The following is a 20,010-nucleotide window of genomic DNA, read 5'->3' as shown; positions in this document are numbered from 1 at the left end:
TCGCCAAGGAGGGGCGGGTGATATGGACGACGTAATCTACGAGCAAGTCTCGGCGCAGCCGACGGGGTTCAACGAGGGCCTGGTCGAAGATGCCGTCATCGCAACGTTCCAGGCGCTCGGGTACGCCTACGAACCATCCAGTGTCATCTCCCCGGATGGCACCGCTCCGGCAAGGTCCGCCTATGGCGATATTCTGTTGCGGGATCGTCTTCTGGCTGCCGTCGAGCGGTTGAACCCGACAATTCCGGTCGACGCCCGCGAGCAAGCCATCCGTCAGCTCGCCACCACGGAGACGCCTTCGCTTGTCGAAGAGAACCGCCGTGTCCACCGCTTGATCAGTGAAGGCGTGGACGTCGAGTTCAGCGCCGGCGATGGCGAGGTGAAAAGCGACAAGGTCTGGCTGATCGATTTCGATCAATCGGAGGCCAATGACTTCCTGGTGACGAGCCAGTTCACCGTTGCGGAAGGCAAGTTCACTCGCCGGCCGGATGTGGTGGTGTTCGTCAACGGGATGCCGCTCGGGATCATCGAATTGAAGAACGCTGCCAGCGAGACCGCTACGGTCGACCACGCGTTCAACCAGTTGCAGACCTACAAGGCGCAGATCCCGTCGCTGTTTCGAACCAACGCAGTGTTGGTCGCGTCCGACGGAATGCTCGCCCGCATCGGCTCGCTGACGGCCGACGAAGAGCGCTTCATGCCCTGGCGTTCGGTTACCGGGGTGGCGGACGACTTCACTCCGCATGGGCCTTACGAGATGGACACGCTGTTGCGCGGCGTGTTCGACAAGGAACGCTTTCTGGCTCTGATCCGCGACTTCACGGTGTTCGGTGACCAGGGTGACGGTCCTTTCAAGATCATTGCCGGCTACCACCAATTCCATGGTGCCCGGAAGGCGCTACAGAGCGCCATTTCAGCTTCAGGTCCCGACGGGGATCGGAGGATCGGCGTGATCTGGCATACCCAGGGCTCGGGTAAGAGCCTTCTGATGGCGTTCCTGGGCGGGCTTATCGTTCGCTCGCGCGAGCTGGAAAACCCGACACTGGTCGTGCTGACGGACCGCAACGATCTCGACGATCAGCTCTTCGGCACCTTCAGCCTCTGCAAGGATCTGATCCGCCAGACACCTGAGCAGGCCGACAGTCGGGAGGATCTGCGCCGACTTCTCAACCGAGCATCCGGGGGCGTGATCTTCACGACCGTGCAGAAGTTCACCCCTGAGGCAGATGAGGACCGTTTCCCGGCGCTGACCGAGCGTCACAATGTGATCGTGATGGCGGACGAGGCCCACCGGAGCCAGTACGGGTTCGATGCAAAGCTCGACCGCGCCACCGGCAAGCGGCGCTATGGTTTCGCCCACTACATCCGGCAGGCGCTCCCGAATGCGTCCTTCATGGGGTTCACGGGAACGCCGATCGAGGCGGACGACGTCAACACGCCGGCGATCTTCGGCGAATATATCGACATCTACGACATCAGCCGGGCGGTCGAGGATGGGGCTACCGTCCCGATCTACTATGAGAGCCGACTGGCGCGGATCGAGCTGGACAACGACGAGACGCCGAAGATCGATGCCGAGATCGAGGCGATGCTCGAAGATGACACGCTGAGCGAGCAGGAGAAGCAGAAGGCGAAATGGTCGTCCGTTGAGCGGCTCGTCGGATCGAAGAAGCGCCTTTCGTTGATCGCCGCCGACATGGTCGAGCACCTGGAGAAGCGCATCGAGGGCCTTCCCGGCAAGGCGATGGCCGTGTGTATGAGCCGCCGCATTTGTGTGGACCTCTACAACGAGATCGTCGCGCTGCGGCCCGAGTGGCATTCCGACGACGACGATGCGGGCGCCATCAAGATCGTGATGACCGGTTCGGCCTCCGATCCCCTCGACTGGCAGCCGCACATCGGCGGGAAGAGGCGCCGCGATCTGCTCGCCAAGCGGGCACGGAAGATCGACGACCCGCTCAAGCTAGTTCTTGTTCGCGATATGTGGCTGACCGGCTTCGACGCCCCGTGCATGCACACGATGTACATCGACAAGCCGATGCGCGGCCACGGGCTGATGCAGGCGATCGCCCGGGTCAACCGGGTGTTCAAGGACAAGCCGGGCGGGCTCGTCGTTGACTATATCGGTGTCGCTTCGAACCTGCAGAAGGCGCTTGCGCAATACTCTCAGTCCGACCGCGACAAGACGGGCATCGATGAGGAGCAGGCTGTCGCGGTCCTCCTGCAGAAGTATGAGGTCGTCCGGGGCATGTTCGCCGGGCACGACTACAGCCTTGGCCTGGAGGGGGAGCCTCAGCAGCGGCTCAGGGCGCTCGGGGACGCCATCGACTGGATATTGAAATGGCAGCAAGCCGAAGCGGAGAGGGCAAAGACCGCTAATGACAAGAAGCGGGCTCATCGCCGTTTTCAGGATGCGGTGCTGGAACTCAGCAAGGCCTATGCACTGGCGTCGTCAAGCGATGAGGCCGCAGAGATCAGGGACGAGGTCGGTTTCTTTCAGGCCGTCCGCGCTGCGCTGACCAAGACGACGGCAGCGGGCAAGGTCTCCGACAAGGCCAGGTCTCTTGCTGTTGATCAGCTTCTGAACCAAGCGGTCGCCAATGCGGAGATCGTGGACATCCTCAGTGCGGCTGGGCTGAAGTCGCCTGATATATCGGTGCTCTCCGACGAGTTCCTGGCCGACGTTCAGCGTATGGAGAGGAAGAACCTCGCTCTAGAGGCGCTGAAGAAGCTTCTCAATGGCGAGATCGTGAGTCGCTCCAAGAGCAACGTGGTGGAGGCGAAGGCCTTCTCCAAGCGGCTGGAAGAGGCGGTTGCGCGGTATCACGCCAACGCGATCTCGACGGTGGAGATGATCCAGGAGCTGATCAAGCTCGCCAAGGACATGAAAGAAGCTACCGACCGTGGAGAAGAGCTGGGCCTTTCAGCAGAAGAGGCAGCGTTCTATTCCGCCCTGGCAGTGAACGAGAGTGCCATCGAGGCGATGGGAAGCAGCAAGCTTCGCGTCATCGCTCAAGAGCTGGTCAACCAGATGCGCGGTTCCGTCACGGTGGACTGGCAACACAAAGCGAGCGCTCGGGCCAAAATGCGCGTTCTTGTCAAGCGTATCCTCAAGAAGTTTGGCTATCCGCCTGACTTGGAGCAGGAGGCCGTCCAGACAGTCCTGGCACAGGCGGAACTGCTCCTTAGCGAGATCTCCAGCGCGAGGTGATCCCTCCACGGATATGCCCGGCCGCGCGATGCCGTGGCGGCTCACTGCAAGGGGGCGGTGTTTCACCGCATCCTTTCGGGTGGCGGTGCGCAGGACATGACGATCATCCCCGAGCGGGACGTCTACCGACTGGTCATGCGGTCCAAGCTCCCCGCCGCCGAGCGGTTCGAGGAAATTAGCGAAGACACCCTGTCAAGAAGCCGGGACGTCGCCGCCTTTTTCGGGAAGAACCATCGCGACGTTCTCGGCACTATCCGGGAGCTTCCCTGTTCGGATGATTTTCAGAAGCGCAATTTTGCGCCTTTCTAAATCAATGACTTAACCGGACAGAGTGTGTCCCACGTCATGGTGACCAAGGACGGCCCGACAATGATGAAAAGGGGGTCCACACTATGGACACCCTTAGGGGGACGGCAGATCTTGAGCACACTCAATGAGAGCGGCCTTTATTCGCTGGTCCTGATTTGCCGCAAGCCGGCCCCGCATCGATTTAGAAAGTGGATCACGCCGGAAATCATTCCGTCCATCCGGAAGACCGGCGGCTACCACCGCCTCCGGCAGTTGGTTCCATCTCTCTATGGAGATAAATCAAAACTGATTAACAAAGGAGTTTCAGCGGGTTATCGTTCTTTTTGTCTCGGTTCGTTTCGGAGGGTCATTCAAACTTGAAGCATCTCGGGATACGGTTGCCTGCCTTGATCCCGATGAGCGGAATAAGGTCGGTATTGTCGAGGCAATTCCCCGAAGCGGAAATCCGAGCGCCATCATCGTCAATCAGAGCGCTCAGATTCTCGGGGTCCGACCCTGTGGGGTCCCGGAATGTTTGGCGCAAATTTCTGAGCGGCCAATCTGACTATATGCCGAGACCAGTTTTCCCCGGTGGGGAGGGGGTGCCGGCCTCTGTTGAGGCACGAACGGCCTACTGACTTCCAGTAACACAGCACGTCGCGGCGGTGGGCTTCCAAAAGCTGGTTGATGGCCGCCGTCCGAATTGGCTTGCGGGGTCGCCGCGCGGTCGCGCCGGCACTGTGAAGACACACAGCCACGTCCGCCAGCGGGACGTATCGGCTGTCCAATTCAAGTATACCCCTGCGAGACATCGCCGCGAGACACTTTTCGCGTCCCATAAGGGTTGATTTCGGGATTCTGAGACGCTAGGTGCGGATGGTCTAGAGCCATGCGAGACACCTGGAGCCTTCTCATGTCGACCTACGGATACGCCCGCGTCAGCACCACCGATCAGGACCTGTCCTCTCAGGTGGAAACCCTCAAGGCGCACGGCTGTGAGTGCGTTCGGGAAGAGAAGCGGAGCGGCACCAGCCGGAAGGACCGCACCGAGCTGGCCATCCTCATGGACTTCCTGAAGGAGGGCGACACCCTCATGGTCACGCGCGTCGACCGTCTCGCCCGGTCCATCGGGGACCTTCAGGATATCGTGCGCAAGCTTCGGGACAACGGCGTCGAGCTGAAGGCCACGGAGCAGCCCATCGATACCAGGACCGCCGCTGGCAAGGCCTTCCTGGACATGCTCGGGGTGTTCGCCGAGTTCGAGACCAACCTCCGGAAGGAACGGCAGCTGGAGGGTATCGCCAAGGCGAAGGCCCGTGGTGTCTACAAGGGCCGCAAGCCGTCGATTGACACGGCGGAGGTCGCCCGGCTCAAGGCCGAAGGGCTCGGGGCAACGGCCATTGCCGAGCGTCTCGGGATCGGCCGTGCCAGTGTCTACCGGTGCCTCAAGGAGACCTCTGCCCCGGCATAGGCCAGCTGAGAAGAGCACCGGCCGGTCGTGCTTCTTAAGGAATCGTACAGGCGACAGAGAGCTTCACTCAGCGCCTTCAGGTCTCGCTAGGATCAAACCCACCTGAAATTGCTCGCGCCTGTGTGTGCCTCTCTGTGTTCGATGACGGGGTGGTCATATTCTGTTGCACTTCTTAGGAATAAAGCCGCTTTCGACAATAGAGGAGCCCCTTGCTCGACACTGCCAACGCGGCGCGTGAAGCGCCCGACGATATCCGTCCCGAAGAGGACGTCCCCAGAGACCGACCCTTCAACCCCTGGCGCTGCCTAAAGACCGACACGGCAAAGGCCCTTGTGGCTGAGGCCATCGCCATCCTCCAAGACGAAGAGTGCCGAGCCGGCAAGCGCCAACGCAAGCGTCGCCCCCAGGACGGGGTTAACTTCGAGAAGGCCGTTGCGGCCCTCCTGGCCGACGTCATGCATCATGTTCTCGATGGCCACCCGGGGGGGCTTTCGGTCACCCGCTCCAAACGCCAGCTGACAGCCGCAAGCCGCTACCGGCCCGCCTTCATCGGCAAGACCTTCCCGGACATCCTCGACGCGCTCTCCTCGGCAGAGCTTATCCAGCAGGACGTCGCGCCAAACCGCCCCGAGATCCGCACAGGCCTGCAGACCGTCATCCGTGCGACTCCCCGGCTGCGGCAGTGGATCAGCGACCGCGGAATTACCCTGCGGGACCTGACCGTCGCCCGGAAGGGCTGTGAGACCATCATCCTCAAGCGCACCAAAGAGGATCGCTGGGACAAGGGCGGGCGGCTCGACTACGTCGACACCGACAGGACCCGTGCTCTCCGAGCCGAGATGGCGGAGATCAACGACTGGCTCGAAGCGGCGGATCTCAATGTGGCCCTGACCTGGGACCGGCTCGGCACGGTCGATTTCGAGGACCGGACACTCTGCCGTCATTTCACCCTTGGCAGCTTCGAACGGGGAGGGCGCCTCTTCGGAGGCTTCTGGCAGCACATGAGGAAGGAGGAGCGCCGAGACGGTCTTCTGATCGACGGAGAGGAGGCCGTAGAGCTGGACTATGGCCAGGTCTGCCCCCGGATCGTCTACGGGCTCTGTGGGAGCTTGCCGCCGAGCACCGACCTCTATGCCATCCCAGGCTTCGAACACCGCCGCGCCGGCATCAAGAAGGTCATGAACGCCATGCTATTCGCCGAGCATCGGTTAACCCAGATGCCCAAGGGTACCCGCAAGCTCTTCCCCGGCGGGGAGACCGTCGAGGAGATCGTCTCAGCCATCGAGGCGGCGCACCCAGAGATTCGAGATGCGTTCTTCCGGGGGATTGGCCACGAGGTCATGTTCCATGAGAGCACCATCCTGGTTGAGGCTCTCTTGGACCTGAAGGCCCGAGGGATCGCCGCCCTGCCGATCCACGATGCCGTCATGGTGCCTGAGTCGAGAGCGGAGGAGACCCGAACGGTAATGCTGGAGACCTTCGAGCGCCTCACGGGCGTCGAGGGAAGCGTCGAGCTTGCTCCTTGACCCTAAGCGCCGAGATCTCCTTCGAGTGCCTTAAGGTATCTCTTGCAGGTGGGAGGGGAGCGGGGCTCTAGCCCCTCCCTAACCTAGGGAAACCCTAGGTCTTAAAGACCTACCGAGGGACCTAATGGTCACCCTCTACTATCCCTAAAAGGGGAAACTTTAATCGAACCAACCCTTATGGGGGGGCGTAAATTCTTCCCCCGCTCGCCGCTGACCGAAAGACGGCCAACACCAACAAGAACAAGGACACGATGAAATACAGACAAAAGCGTCGCGAAGACGCCAGATCGCGAGCCTCCAGGCCCGACCACATGCACACCTACTGCCGGGTGATCGGCTGCCCCAACCCGGCGCGGGCTGGAACGGCCGACGGCCTCGACCGGAAGTTCTGCCGGTCCCATGCCGACCACTACCAGCGTCATGGTAGTCCCTACCGGGGAAGCTTCACCGCCGCCGAGATCGAACCGTTCCGCCAGCAGGCGCTCGACAGGCTGCAGGAGAACAGAGACGACCGGTTCGTCGATAACGCGGTCGCTCGCGTGGAGGGCCTCTATCGCCGCGCAGGGCCTCATGTGGAGGCGTTTCGCCTGCGGGGCCTATCACCCGCCGACAGGGCGAAAGCCGCCTGGGCAAGGCTCAGAGAGCGCTGTGTGGACCCTCTCAGGGTAATCGCGGCGTGGCTTGCCGTCGACATGGCCATCGCGGCCAATCCGCAGATCCGGGACGATCCCGAGTACCGTCGCGTCCAGGCCGCGAAGCTCGTTCATCGGATGGCGTCCGGCACCCACAAGCGCTGGACCCGCGAAGAACCCGACCCGAACCGGCCGGGACGGCGGCGGACTGCCACCACCGAAATGCACGTCTACCCGAGAAGCCGCGGCAGGGTCCTCAGGCACATCGGTGCGGATTTGCAGCAAGCAGTTGACCTTATTTGATACTATAGGGTGTCAGTAACCAATAGGTTGCAATCGGTTTGGCGACGTGATTCGGTGAGCCTGCTGGTCCTATTGGGCCGGTCCAACCCACGCTCACAAAGGAGCAATCATGCGACTACAACCAACCGACAGGGCAATCGCCCTGGTTGAGGAGTTCCGGAAAGTCGACCCGGAAATGCAACTCCAGACCGTCTGGCTCTTCCTCCTCGCCGCCAAGTACGAGCCGTGCTCTCAGAACTACCTGACGAAGCTCTCCGGCTACACGCGCACGACCGTCTCTCGGAACATGGCGATCCTTTCAGAGATCGGCGGACGTGGCCGCGAGGGGCACGACTTGGTCGCGCAGCAGATCGACCCCGAGGATCGGCGGTCGCGCATCATAACGCTCACTCCGAAGGGCCGGGCGATTTACCGGTCGGTTCAGTTCATCATCGGCGGCGACAACGAGGCCGCAGCAGACGAGGAGGTTTGACGATGGCAGTCTATCCCCGAGGAGGGAGCTTTCAGGCTTCCTTCATGATCAAGGGGGAGCGTTATCGAGAAACGTTCCCGACCTCGGAAGAAGCCGAGAAATGGGAGGCGAAGGTTCGCGAGGCGTGTCGTCTCGGCAAGCCGATCCCAACGGCCAAGCCTTCCCGTAAGGGCAAGGTGCAGACCATGGGCCAGCTCATGGAATACACGATGAAGCACCACTACGCGAAGCTGCCGGCTTCATCGACGAGCGCTCAGAGGATCGCCAACCACATCCTCGGCTTCACCGGGACTGAGTTCCCGGTTGACGAGCTGGACGGCAGGAAGATCGACGAGATGGTCGACCATTTCCAAACCGAGCACGGCAACACGCTCGCCACGGTGAACCGGAAGATGGCCGTCCTGTCCAAGTCGATGAGGTTCGCCAAGCGGCTCGGGGCAATCAAGGAGCGCCCGGAGATCCCGTTCTTCAAGGAACACGCCCACGTCGTGCGGTATCTGACGGAGGACGAGGAGCAACGGATGGTCCGGACGGCCGTGTCCTGGGGAGACCAGGAGCTTGCTGACCTGATCGTGTTTGGTGTCGACAGCGGGGCTCGGGTCTCGGAAGTGCTTAAGTCGCCCTGGTCGTGGTTTCACGAGGGGTTCGACAAGTGGTCCATCTGGATCACCAAGGCGAACCAGCCGCGCATGATCCCGCTTACTCGGCGGTGCCAGGACATCCTCAAGCGCCGGAAGGGGCTAGGGGAGGCCGGACCGTTCCACCGGTACGACTACACGTCCATCCGGCGTCGCTTCGACCGCCTGTGCCAGACCCTCAAGATCGAAGGGGTGACTATCCACACCCTTCGGCACACCTGTGCATCCCGACTGGTCCAGCGTGGCGTCGACATCCGCCGCGTTCAGATCTGGATGGGCCACAAGGCCCTCGCTACGACGCTCCGGTACGCTCACTTGGCGCCCGAGCATCTGAACGATGCCCTCGCTGTCCTGGAGACTCCCGTCGAGAAGACGGAAGCACCAGAGCTACAGGATTTCTGACACGAAACTCTGGTGGCGCGAAGCCTCGACCCCGGTGTCAAATCGGTGGTAATTCGGGGTAAATTCGTGGCGATTTACCACTGCGGGCGTGGCGAAACTGGTAAACGCGCTGGACTTAAAATTCAGTGTCCTCAGTGACTTACGGGTTCGATCCCCGTCGCCCGCACCAGCCGTGATTTAGACTTAAAATCCTGAGGCCTTTGGCCGTGCGGGTTCGAGTCCCGCCGCCCGTACCACCCCTTCCGCAAGCGTCAGGCACCTTCCGCTTGCGGGGTCAAGCTCCCCAATTCGCAAAAGAAGCTGTGGATGATTGCCGCAGCCCGACGCCGCAAGTCGGAAAGGGGTGCCGTCCTGGCGTTTTTCCAGGCGTGCCGCGCCTTCCGGCAGAATTCGACCGGCCGGCTTTGTCGTCCTGTACGGTGTAGCTGAACGAGTGCGTGCTAAGCCGCTGTCGCCGTTACGTGATTGACCGTTCGGTCGAAATTGCTACCCCCGGATTGATTTGGAGTTGTTTTAGGCTTTTGCTGCGTCACAGGGCGCGGCAACGATCCGCGTCAACCAGAGGGAGATTTAGATGATCTTCAAACACGGACTGACGGCCGTTGCGGTGGCCGGGCTGATGGCGTTCGCGGGTGCGGCGCAGGCAAAGACCTTCGTCTACTGCTCCGAGGGCTCGCCGGAAGGCTTCGACCCGGCGCTCTACACCGCGGGCACGACCTTCGATGCCTCGTCGCGCGCCGTCTTCAACAAGCTCGTCGAGTTCGAGCGCGGCACCACCAACGTGGTTCCGGGCGTGGCCGAGAGCTACGAGGTCTCCGACGACGGTCTGGAGTACACCTTCCATCTCCGCCCGGGCGTAAAGTTCCACACCACCGACTATTTCACGCCGAGCCGCGACCTGAACGCCGACGACGTGATCTTCTCCTTCGAGCGCCAGCTCGATCCGGAGAACCCGTATCACCAGTACGTCGAAGGCGCGTCCTGGGAATATTTCAACGGCATGTCCATGCCAGACCTGATCGAGTCCATCGAGAAGGTCGACGACATGACTGTGAAGTTCGTGCTGAAGCGCCCCGAGGCGCCGATGATCGCGAACCTGGCCATGGACTTCGCCTCGATCCAGTCGAAGGAGTACGCCGACCAGCTGGCCGAGGCCGGCAACGAGGCGCAGCTCAACCAGAAGCCGGTCGGCACGGGCCCGTTCCAGTTCGTCGCCTACCAGCCGGACGCCGTGATCCGCTACAAGGCGAACCAGGAGTACTGGACCGACCCGGCGGCAATCGAGAACCTGGTCTTTGCCATCACCCCCGACCAGGCGGTGCGCCTTCAGAAGCTGAAGGCCGGCGAGTGTCATCTCGACCCGTATCCGAACCCGGCCGACCTTGAAGAGATCAAGTCGACCGACGGTCTGCAGCTGAAGCAGCAGGAAGGCCTGAACGTCGGCTATCTCGCCTACAACACCCAGGTCGAGCCCTTCGACAATCCGAAGGTCCGCAAGGCCCTGAACATGGCGATCAACAAGCAGGCAATCCTGGACGTCGTGTTCCAGGGCTCCGGCAAGGTCGCCAAGGCGCCGATTCCGCCGACGATCTGGTCCTACAACGACCAGCTCGAGGACGATCCGTACGATCCGGATGCGGCCAGGAAGATGCTCGAGGACGAAGGCGTCACCGACCTGTCCATGAAGGTGTGGGCGATGCCGGTGCAGCGTCCGTACAACCCGAACGCCCGCCGCATGGCCGAGCTCATCCAGGCTGACTTCGAGAAGATCGGCGTCAACACCGAGGTCGTGTCCTACGAGTGGGGCGAGTATCTCGAGCGCTCCAAGGCCGAGGACCGCGACGGTGCGGTGCTGCTGGGCTGGACGGGCGACAACGGCGACCCGGACAACTTCCTCGCCGTGCTGCTCGGCTGTGACGCCGTCGGCGGTTCCAACCGCGCTCAGTGGTGCCACGAGCCGTTCAACGACCTGATCCAGAAGGCGAAGGTCGTGTCCGACCAGGCCGAGCGCGCCAAGCTCTACGAGGAGGCGCAGGTCGTCTTCAAGGAGCAGGCGCCGTGGGCCACCATCGCGCACTCCGTCGTCAGCGAGGCGATGAGCGACAAGGTCCAGGACTACAAGATTGACCCGTTCGGCGGTCACATCTTCTACGGCGTGGACATCTCCGAGTAAGTCCGCCCGACGGTCGGGGCGGCCTCGCGCCGCCCCGTTCCGGGTGATGTCGCGGGGAGGGGCGGCGTCTTGCCCCCTTTCCCGCGAGCCCGTTCGCCAGAGGCACCATGCTCCGATTTCTTCTCCATCGGTTCGGGATCCTGATCCCGACCTTTATCGGCGTCTCGATCGTCACGTTCGCCTTCATCCGCGTGCTGCCGGGTGATCCGATCCTGCTGCTTGCCGGCGAGCGCGGCGTTACGCCCGAGCGCTACGCCCAGCTGCAGGAGCTTCTTGGCTTCGATCGGCCGCTGGTGGTCCAGTACTGGGACTATCTCTGGGCGATCCTGCACGGCGATTTCGGCACCTCGCTGGTCAGCAAGCAGCCGGTTCTCGACGAGTTCCTGGCGCGCTTCCCGGCGACGCTCGAACTCTCCCTCTGCGCCATGTTTCTTGCCGTCATCATCGGCATTCCGGCCGGCGTCATCGCCGCCGTGAAGCGCGGCTCCATCTACGACCAGTCGATCATGACGACGGCCCTTGTCGGCTACTCCATGCCGATCTTCTGGTGGGGCCTGCTGCTCATCATCCTGTTCTCCGTCACGCTGGGATGGACGCCGGTCTCCGGCCGCATCTCGCTGATGTACTACTTCCCGCAGGTCACCGGCTTCATGCTGATCGACTCGCTGCTATCCGGCGAGAAGGGGGCCTTCGCCTCCGCCGTCAGCCACCTGATCCTGCCGTCCATCGTCTTGGGGACGATCCCGCTTGCGGTCATCGCGCGCCAGACGCGTTCGGCCATGCTGGAGGTGCTCGGCGAGGACTATGTCCGGACCGCCCGCGCCAAGGGCCTGTCGTCCGGTCGTATTGTCGGGCTGCATGCCTTGCGCAACGCCCTTATCCCGGTGGTCACCGTGATCGGCCTGCAGGTCGGCGTGATGATGGCGGGTGCCATCCTCACCGAGACGATCTTTTCCTGGCCGGGGGTCGGCAAGTGGATGCTCGATTCCGTCTTCAAGCGGGATTACCCGGTGGTGCAGGGCGGCCTCCTGCTGATCGCCGCAGTGGTCATGGTCGTGAACCTCATGGTTGACCTGCTCTACGGCTTCATCAATCCGCGCATCAGGCAGGGGTGAGGCCATGACCGATCAGACCGTGACCGAAACCGCCGCCGACACCACGCGCTCCAGCCGCTCCGCCCGCCGGGCGATGCTGAAGGAGTTCTGGTACTATTTCTCGGAGAACAAGGGCGCCGTCGCCGGCCTCTTCGTCTTCCTGACGCTGGTGATCGTGGCGCTGCTTGCGCCGCTCCTGGCGCCGTACTCGCCCGACCAGCAGTTCCGCGACTCGCTGCTCGTTCCGCCGGTTTGGGACGCCGATGGCAAGGCCGCCTTCCTTCTGGGAACGGATGCCGTCGGCCGCGATGTTCTTTCCCGGCTTATCTATGGCGCGCGCTACTCGCTCGTCATCGGCCTCGTCGTGGTCACGCTGGCGCTCGTCAGCGGCATCCTGCTCGGCCTCGTCGCCGGCTTCTTCCGGGGCTGGGTCGACACCGTCATCATGCGGCTGATGGACGTGATCCTGGCGTTCCCGTCGTTGCTCCTGGCCCTCGTCCTGGTGGCCATTCTCGGTCCGGGCCTGCGCAACGCCATGATTGCCATCGCGCTCGTCCTGCAGCCGCATTTCGTCCGGCTGACGCGCGCCTCGGTGCTGTCGGAGAAGAACAAGGACTACGTGGTCTCCGCCCGCGTCGCCGGTGCCGGCAAGGTCCGGCTGATGACCAGGACCATTCTGCCGAACTGCCTCGCCCCGCTGATCGTGCAGGCAACGCTGTCCTTCTCCACCGCCATCCTCGACGTCGCCGCCCTCGGCTTCCTCGGCATGGGCGCCCAGCCTCCGACGCCGGAGTGGGGCACGATGCTCGCCGACAGCCGCGAGTTCATCACCCGCGCGCCGTGGCTGGTCACGCTGCCGGGCGTCGCCATCCTGGTCACCGTGCTGGCGATCAACCTCGTCGGCGACGGGCTGCGCGACACCCTCGACCCGAAACTCAAGCGGAGCTGAGGATGCCCCTTCTCGACATCCGCGACCTCTCGGTCACCTTCGCCACCTCCACCGGCGCCTTCAAGGCCGTCGATGGCGTCGACATCTCCGTCGATGCCGGCGAGGTGCTGTCCATCGTCGGCGAATCCGGCTCGGGCAAGTCCGTGGCGATGCTCGCCGTGATGGGACTGCTGCCGCCCACGGCCACCGTAACCGCCGCTCACATGGAGTTCGACGGCGTCGACCTGAAGACGGCCTCGAAGCGCCGCCGGCGCGAGATCATCGGGCGCGACATCTCGATGATCTTCCAGGAGCCGATGTCGAGCCTGAACCCGTGCTTCACGGTGGGATTCCAGATCGGCGAAGCCCTGAAGACCCATCTCGGCCTCGGCCGGTCGGAGCGGAAGAAGCGCGCCATCGAGCTTCTTTCGCTGGTCGGCATCCCGGAGCCCGAAAAGCGCCTGTCGGCGTTTCCGCACCAGCTCTCCGGCGGCATGAGCCAGCGCGTGATGATCGCCATGGCGATCTCCTGCCGGCCCAAGCTGCTCATCGCCGACGAGCCGACGACGGCGCTCGACGTGACCATCCAGGCCCAGATCCTCGACCTGCTCGTCGATCTCCAGAAGGAGACGGAGATGGGGCTGGTGCTGATCACCCACGACATGGGCGTGGTGGCGGAAACCGCCCAGCGCGTGGTCGTCCAGTATGCCGGCAAGCAGGTGGAGCGGCAGGACGTCACCGGCCTCTTCGACGCGCCGCACCATCCCTATACGGCGGCGCTTCTCGACGCGCTGCCGGACCGCGCCACCGGCGACCGGCTTCCCGCGATCCCCGGCGTGGTGCCGGGGCAGGGCGACCGGCCGACAGGCTGCCTGTTCAACCCGCGCTGCGCCTTCGCCGACGAGCGCTGCCGCACCGTGGAGCCGCCGCGCCAGCCGCCGGAGCTGGGCGAGGCGCTCTGCCACTATCCCCTTCACACCGGCGAGGCCGCGGCATGACCGGCATCATCGAGGCAGACGACGTGACCCGCCACTACGAGGTCGGCCGGGGCTGGTTCGGCGGCAGCGCGACCCTGCGCGCAGTCGCCGGCGCCAGCTTCTCCGTCGAGGCCGGCTCGACGCTCGCCGTGGTCGGCGAATCCGGCTCCGGCAAGTCGACGCTCGCCCGGCTCGTCACCATGATCGAGCCGCCGACGGGCGGCCGGCTGGTGATCGATGGCCACACGGTGGGCGAGGAGACGGGGGCGCGGTCGGGCCAGATGGAGGAGCTGCGCCGCACGGTCCAGATCGTCTTCCAGAACCCGTACGGTTCGCTCAATCCGCGCCAGAAGATCGGCACCATCCTGGAAGAGCCGCTGGTCATCAACACAAAGCTGTCCGCAGCGCAGCGCCGCGAGAAGGCGCTCTCCATGCTGCAGCGGGTCGGCCTCAGGCCGGAGCACTACGGCCGCTATCCGCACATGTTCTCCGGCGGCCAGCGCCAGCGCATCGCCATCGCCCGCGCCCTGATGCTCGACCCGAAGATCCTCGTCCTCGACGAGCCGGTCTCCGCGCTCGACGTCTCCATCCAGGCCCAGGTGCTCAACCTTCTCGCCGACCTCCAGGAAGAGTTCGGGCTGACCTACCTGTTCATCAGCCACGATCTGTCGGTGGTCCGCTTCGTTGCAGATGACGTGCTGGTTCTCTATCTCGGCCGTCCGGTGGAGATCACCACGTCCGAGGCGATCTTCCAGCGGCCGCTGCATCCCTATTCGCGGGCACTGCTGTCGGCGACGCCGGTGGCCGATCCCCGCCGCAAGCGGCAGAACATCAAGCTCACCGGCGAAATTCCTTCGCCGATCAGCCCGCCGAGCGGCTGCGCCTTCCATCCGCGGTGCCCCTACGCACGGGATGTGTGCATTGCCGAGCGGCCGCCGCTCTACGACGTTGACGGTGCGCAGGTTGCCTGCCACGGCATCGCACAGGGCTGGATCGACCTGGACGCGGACTGGGGCGCCAGCCACGACGAGGTTCCGGCGGGCTGATCGGGGCGCGCGCCCCGATCCGTCTGCTCAGGCCTTGTGGCCGGAGATGGGTGCCTGGAACGACAGGCCCAGATCCCACGGGAAGTAGATCCAGGTGTCCTGGGACACCTCGGTGATGAAGGTGTCCACCAGCGGCCGGCCCTGGGGCTTGGCGTAGACGGTGGCGAAATGCGCCTTCGGCAGGAAGCTGCGCACCACCTTCGCCGTGGCGCCGGTGTCCACCAGGTCGTCGATGATGAGGACGTGCTCGCCGTCCTCGCCGCCGACCTCGGTCAGCGCCTGGCTGACGCCCTTGAGCACCGTGAGATTCCCCTGCGTCTTGTACTCGTGATAGGAGGCTACGCAGAAGGTATCGATGAGCCGGATGCCCAGCTCCCGGGCCACGATGGCGGCCGGCACCAGCCCGCCGCGGGTGATGCAGGCGATCCCCTTGAAATCACCCTGACCGGCGAGGCGCCAGGCCAGCGCACGCGCGTCGCGGTGAAACTGGTCCCAGGAAACGGGAAATGCCTTATCCGGCGGGGCGGCGGTGGGCTCGGCCATTCTGGTGTCCTTGCTGGTCGTCTGAAGTCAGCCGAGGTCCCGGATCGCGGCTTCCACGGCGGTCTTCACCGTGGCGATCCGGTCCGCGTCGCGACTGCGCATCACGATCTGGGTGCGGAATCCCTCGCCGTCGAAATGCGGATAGGAGCCGATGCTCACGTCCGGAAACGTCTTGGCGATCTCCGACAGCGGCTCGGCGATCTTGCCCTCCGGCAGGAGCGCGGTGACGCTGTCGCTGAGAATCTTGCGGCCGGAGCGCAGGCGCGGACCGATGCCGCCGAGCATGCCCTGCATGATCTTGGGCACGCCGGCCATCACGAACACGTTGCCGATCTGGAAGCCCGGGGCGCCCGATACGGTGTTCTCGATCAGTTCCGCCCCGTGCGGGATGCGCGCCATGCGCAGCCGCGCCGGCGTCAGGTCCATCTCGGGATAGCGCTGGCGCAGCATTGCCACGGCGCGCTGGTCGATCTCGATGCCGACGCCAAAGGCCGTGGCGATCGCGTCGGCCGTGATGTCGTCATGGGTCGGGCCGATGCCGCCGGTGGTGAACACGTAGGTGTAGCGCGCCCGCAGCGTGTCGACCGCTTCTACGATCATCGACGTCACGTCCGGCACCATGCGGATCTCGCAGGCCTCGATGCCGTGCTCGGTGAGATATTCCGCAATGTAGCCGGCATTGGTGTCCTTGGTCCGGCCGGACAGGATCTCGTCGCCGATCACCACGATTCCGGCGGTGACCGACTGGGAGGGGGAGGCGGTGAGATCGTCGTCTGTCATCGGGAAAACCGCTGTCGGTGACGGGAATTCGGTGCGCTCGTCTACCCCGAGCCGGGCACGGCCTCAAGTCGGCAGCGTCGTTGGCTGCCAGCCGTAGATGTGGTCCATGCGCCGCAGGAGCCTCTCCGGACCCAGCGCGGCGAGCGCCATGTCGCGCGCCAGCGAGGCCGGTACGCCGAGATGATAGACCCGGGCAAGCCGCCCGGCCTCGCGCCAGATCGGGCCGACGCGCGGCTTGCGTCTGCGTTCATAGGCGACCAGCGCCTGGGGCGTTGCGCCATGCTCTTCGACTGCAATGGCCAGCTCCGTGGCATCCTCGATGGCCATGGCGCCGCCCTGCGCCAAAAAGGGCAGCATGGCGTGGGCGGCATCGCCGAGAAGTCCGATTCGGCCCTTCGTCCAGGGCGCGCGCGGATCAACGCCGAAGAGCGGCCACCGGGTCCAGGTGGAAACCGACAGCAGCGTCTCGCGCAGGCTCGGGTCGAGGCGGGACAGCCTGTTCTCGGGCAACCGTCCCGGCGTCTCCGTCGCGCCTGGCGCCGGCGAGCTGCCTGCGTCCGCCATCACCACGACGATGTTCGACCCGGCGCCGCCGGCCACGGGATAGCGCACGATGTGGACATCCGGCCCGAGCCAAAGCTCCGTGACCGGCTCGGCTGCGTTGCCCGGCTCGTCGATCACGGTTCGCCATGCGGTTTGTCCGGTCGGTTTCGCTCTCGCCTGGCTCACGGCCGGACGCAGGGCCGACCAGACTCCGTCGCACGCCAGAAGCAGCGCCGCGGCCCGCTGTTCGCCGCTGAGATCGATCGACACCGCATCGTCGGTCTGGCTGACATCGGTGACGCAACGGTCGAGGTGCAGGCGGATCGAGGGAGAGGCAAGGGCGGCGTCCAGCAGGACCCGCTGAAGATCGGCGCGATGGATGACGCGGTAGGGCGCCCCGAACCGCGCCTCCGCTGCCTGTCCCAGCGGCACCCGGGCAATGAGCCGACCGGTCGCTGCCGACCGCATCTCCACCGACCGTGGTCGCACGGCCACCGCGTCGAGCGCGTCGTCGAGGCCGAGCGCGGACAGCACGCGGCCGACATTGGGGGAAAGCTGGATGCCCGCGCCCACCTCGCTCAGCGCGGCAGCGCGTTCGTAGATGTCGACGGTGTGGCCGCGACGAGCAAGCTGGATCGCGCTCGTCAGTCCGGCAATGCCCGCGCCGGCGACGGCAATCGATCCAGCCTCAGTCATGACGGAGCGACCTGCTCAGGCCGCCGCTTCCTTGAACTCGCAGGCCGACGGATCGGCATCGTGCGGATTGAGTGAGGCATCGTAGATATAGTGGGTGGAGCAATAGGGGCAGACGATCTCGCCCTCGTCGCCCATGTCCAGGAAGACGTGCGGGTGATCGAACGGCGGGCGCGCGCCCACGCACATGAATTCCTTCGCCCCGACCCGAATCCGATCCACGCCGGGATCGTTCTGGAAATGGGGAATGACATTCTCCGCCATGGCCGGCGCTCCGCAAATCTGGTCGGACTCGATTTCGCGCGGACGATATCGCGCAATCCGGCCGATACCTAGCGCAATGCAGCACGAATGCCAAAGGGGGAGGCCGCTCGCTTTGCCGCAGGCGCAGCCAGGGGTGCCCTTTCCTGACCGGCGGCGAAACCCTAAGGTTCGCACCGTTCCGATCCGACACCGACTCCTGTCCTGCGAGTGACCGTGGCTTCCCCCTACCAGACCAAGACCTTCACCTCCGACGGCCTGTCCATCGCCTACTTCGACGAGGGCGAGGGCGACCCGATCCTGCTCATCCATGGCTTTGCCTCCTCCACGGAGATGAACTGGGTGACGCCCGGCTGGGTCGATACGCTTCTGAAGGATGGCCGGCGCGTCATCGCGCTGGACAATCGCGGCCACGGCGAAAGCGAGAAGACCTACGAAAAGGAAGCTTACGGAGCCCATGTCATGGCGGGCGACGCGGCTCGGCTGATCGATCATCTCGGTCTCGAGCGCGCCGACGTGATGGGCTACTCGATGGGCGCGCGGATCTCCGCCTTCCTGTCGCTTTCCCATCCCGAAAGGGTGCGCAGCGTGACCTTCGGCGGTCTCGGCTACGGCATGATCCGCGGTGTCGGCGGCCAGGAGGAGATCGCCTCGGCGCTGGAGGCACCGACGCTGGACGACGTACAGACGTCACTCGGGCGGCGCTTCCGCCTCTTTGCCCAGCAGACGAAAAGCGACCTGAAGGCGCTGGCGCTCTGCATGCGGGCCTCCAACAACAAGATCACCGAGGAAGCCATCGCCGAACTTCAGCCGCCCGCCCTGATCGCTGTCGGAACGACCGACGACATCGCCGGGTCTGCGGATGAGCTCGCCGCGATCATTCCGGGTGCGAAGGTGTGCATCATTCCCGGCCGCGACCACATGCTGGCCGTCGGCGACAAGGCCTACAAGGCCGGCGTGCTGGCGTTCCTGGCCGAGCGTCCCTGACCGCTGGCGGACGGACCGCGAAACCGATCTGCGGCCTGGGCATTTGACCTTCGGTGCCGATTGCGCAATCTCGCGCTCACGAGACTGCGATGGCTCCGTGGCTTTGCCTCCGGCGCGCCGAGGCACTATCTTTCACCCCACGGATCGCGACACCACGAAAGGACACGCGGCCATGGCTTCGATTACCGAGCGCGAAACCGTCGCTCCGCTGGTCAGTCACGATCCGGTCTGGGAGCGGATTCGTGAGGACGCGCGCCGGATCGCGCAGTCGGAGCCGGCGCTCGCCGGCTTCATGCACGCAACCGTTCTCGACCAGTCCTGCCTGGAAGACGTGGTGGGCCAGCGTCTCGCCGACCGGCTGGGCGATCCGGCCGTGGGCCCGACCCATATCCGGCATGCCTTCCGACAGGCGTTCGACGCGCAGCCCGATCTTGCCGACACGCTCCGGGTCGACATCGTGTCCGTCTATGACCGCGATCCGGCCTGCCACCGGCTGATCGACCCGGTCCTCTACTTCAAGGGCTTCCAGGCGATCCAGACCCAGCGTCTCGCCCATTGGCTCTGGCAAGAGGGGCGGCGCGACTTCGCGCTCTATCTGCAGAGCCGGGCGTCTGCTCAGTTCCAGGTCGACATTCATCCCGCCGTGCGGATGGGCAAGGGCATTTTCATCGATCACGCGACCGGCGTCGTGGTCGGCGAGACGGCGGTCATCGAGGACGATGTCTCCATCCTGCAGGGCGTCACGCTCGGCGGCACCGGCAAGGAAGATGGCGACCGTCATCCGAAGATCCGGCGCGGCGTACTGATTGGCGCTCATGCGGCGATCCTCGGCAACATCGAAGTCGGACAGTGTGCGCGCGTGGCCGCTGGGTCGGTGGTCTTGAAGCCGGTTCCGCCCAAGTCGACCGTCGCGGGCGTGCCGGCCCGGGTCGTCGGGGCGGCGGGGTGCGCGGAGCCGTCGCGTTCCATGGACCAGATCCTCGCAGATTTCGACGAGCGCGCCTGAGCGCCGTCGCAAACCGTGCGGAGGCCGGTGGCCTTC

18 protein-coding genes, 1 tRNA gene and 1 pseudogene are annotated in these 20,010 nt (G+C 64.5%); 16 read left to right on the top strand and 4 right to left on the bottom strand.

Annotated features, from left to right (window positions below):
* The first annotated feature begins 22 nt into the window (after positions 1–22).
* From C507_RS0102670 to C507_RS0102610, 14 genes and pseudogenes are all read left to right on the top strand, one after another.
* A complete protein-coding gene (locus tag C507_RS0102670) occupies positions 23–3,211 on the top strand; it encodes a type I restriction endonuclease subunit R (protein WP_018698111.1) in 3,189 nt (1,062 codons plus the stop codon).
* Positions 3,212–3,232: 21 nt separating this feature from the next.
* A pseudogene (locus C507_RS20200) lies at positions 3,233–3,520 on the top strand (BRO family protein); the annotation flags it as partial.
* Positions 3,521–3,556: 36 nt separating this feature from the next.
* On the top strand, positions 3,557–3,880 hold the full coding sequence (locus tag C507_RS22660; protein WP_083923340.1) for a BRO family protein: 324 nt from the start codon (positions 3,557–3,559) through the stop codon (positions 3,878–3,880).
* 532 nt (positions 3,881–4,412) lie between these two features.
* A complete protein-coding gene (locus tag C507_RS0102660) occupies positions 4,413–4,970 on the top strand; it encodes a recombinase family protein (RefSeq protein WP_018698109.1) in 558 nt (185 codons plus the stop codon).
* A gap of 209 nt (positions 4,971–5,179) precedes the next feature.
* Positions 5,180–6,496, top strand: coding sequence for a hypothetical protein (locus tag C507_RS0102655; RefSeq protein ID WP_018698108.1), 1,317 nt, complete (start codon positions 5,180–5,182; stop codon positions 6,494–6,496).
* 251 nt (positions 6,497–6,747) lie between these two features.
* A complete protein-coding gene (locus tag C507_RS20195; RefSeq protein WP_156829127.1) occupies positions 6,748–7,431 on the top strand; it encodes a hypothetical protein in 684 nt (227 codons plus the stop codon).
* A 109-nt stretch (positions 7,432–7,540) separates the two neighbouring features.
* Positions 7,541–7,903 (top strand): MarR family winged helix-turn-helix transcriptional regulator, encoded by a 363-nt coding sequence (locus C507_RS20190; RefSeq protein WP_018698106.1) that lies wholly within the window; start codon positions 7,541–7,543, stop codon positions 7,901–7,903.
* A gap of 2 nt (positions 7,904–7,905) precedes the next feature.
* Positions 7,906–8,943, top strand: a complete 1,038-nt coding sequence (locus C507_RS20185; protein ID WP_018698105.1) for a tyrosine-type recombinase/integrase — start codon at positions 7,906–7,908, stop codon at positions 8,941–8,943.
* An 82-nt stretch (positions 8,944–9,025) separates the two neighbouring features.
* Positions 9,026–9,112 (top strand) — tRNA-Leu (locus tag C507_RS0102635).
* A gap of 405 nt (positions 9,113–9,517) precedes the next feature.
* Complete coding sequence (locus C507_RS0102630) at positions 9,518–11,116, top strand: ABC transporter substrate-binding protein (RefSeq protein ID WP_018698104.1); 1,599 nt, start codon at positions 9,518–9,520, stop codon at positions 11,114–11,116.
* Between the two features lie 107 nt (positions 11,117–11,223).
* Positions 11,224–12,231 carry an ABC transporter permease subunit gene (locus tag C507_RS0102625; RefSeq protein WP_018698103.1) on the top strand — a complete coding sequence of 336 codons (1,008 nt, stop codon included), beginning with the start codon at positions 11,224–11,226 and terminating at the stop codon, positions 12,229–12,231.
* A 19-nt stretch (positions 12,232–12,250) separates the two neighbouring features.
* The gene (locus C507_RS0102620) at positions 12,251–13,159 is read left to right on the top strand and encodes an ABC transporter permease subunit (protein WP_026318789.1); all 909 of its coding nucleotides are present in this window, start codon (positions 12,251–12,253) and stop codon (positions 13,157–13,159) included.
* A 2-nt stretch (positions 13,160–13,161) separates the two neighbouring features.
* Positions 13,162–14,136, top strand: a complete 975-nt coding sequence (locus C507_RS0102615; RefSeq protein ID WP_018698101.1) for an ABC transporter ATP-binding protein — start codon at positions 13,162–13,164, stop codon at positions 14,134–14,136.
* On the top strand, positions 14,133–15,161 hold the full coding sequence (locus C507_RS0102610; protein ID WP_018698100.1) for a dipeptide ABC transporter ATP-binding protein: 1,029 nt from the start codon (positions 14,133–14,135) through the stop codon (positions 15,159–15,161). The genes C507_RS0102615 and C507_RS0102610 overlap by 4 nt, the downstream gene beginning before the upstream one ends.
* A 27-nt stretch (positions 15,162–15,188) precedes the next feature.
* Here the strand turns inward: C507_RS0102610 and gpt are convergent, their stop codons facing one another.
* The 4 genes from gpt to C507_RS0102590 all read right to left on the bottom strand — a co-directional run bounded on the left by gpt (position 15,189) and on the right by C507_RS0102590 (position 17,984).
* The gene (gene gpt / locus C507_RS0102605; protein ID WP_018698099.1) at positions 15,189–15,704 is read right to left on the bottom strand and encodes a xanthine phosphoribosyltransferase; all 516 of its coding nucleotides are present in this window, start codon (positions 15,702–15,704) and stop codon (positions 15,189–15,191) included.
* 27 nt (positions 15,705–15,731) lie between these two features.
* A complete protein-coding gene (locus C507_RS0102600) occupies positions 15,732–16,484 on the bottom strand; it encodes a competence/damage-inducible protein A (RefSeq protein ID WP_018698098.1) in 753 nt (250 codons plus the stop codon).
* Positions 16,485–16,547: 63 nt separating this feature from the next.
* Positions 16,548–17,723: an FAD-dependent monooxygenase gene (locus C507_RS0102595; protein ID WP_018698097.1), complete on the bottom strand. Its 1,176-nt coding sequence runs from the start codon at positions 17,721–17,723 to the stop codon at positions 16,548–16,550.
* 15 nt (positions 17,724–17,738) lie between these two features.
* Positions 17,739–17,984, bottom strand: a complete 246-nt coding sequence (locus C507_RS0102590) for a zinc-finger domain-containing protein (RefSeq protein WP_018698096.1) — start codon at positions 17,982–17,984, stop codon at positions 17,739–17,741.
* Between the two features lie 207 nt (positions 17,985–18,191).
* Here C507_RS0102590 and C507_RS0102585 point away from each other — a divergent pair, with 207 nt between their 5' ends.
* Entirely contained in the window at positions 18,192–18,968 is a 777-nt protein-coding gene (locus tag C507_RS0102585; protein WP_018698095.1) for an alpha/beta fold hydrolase, read from the top strand.
* Positions 18,969–19,140: 172 nt separating this feature from the next.
* Positions 19,141–19,974, top strand: a complete 834-nt coding sequence (cysE, locus tag C507_RS0102580) for a serine O-acetyltransferase (RefSeq protein ID WP_018698094.1) — start codon at positions 19,141–19,143, stop codon at positions 19,972–19,974.
* Positions 19,975–20,010: the final 36 nt, after the last annotated feature.

This window comes from Amorphus coralli DSM 19760, assembly GCF_000374525.1.
Lineage (GTDB): Bacteria > Pseudomonadota > Alphaproteobacteria > Rhizobiales > Amorphaceae > Amorphus > Amorphus coralli.
Note: the sequence above shows the minus strand (reverse complement) of the source record. Positions and strands in the feature narration are given on the sequence as shown.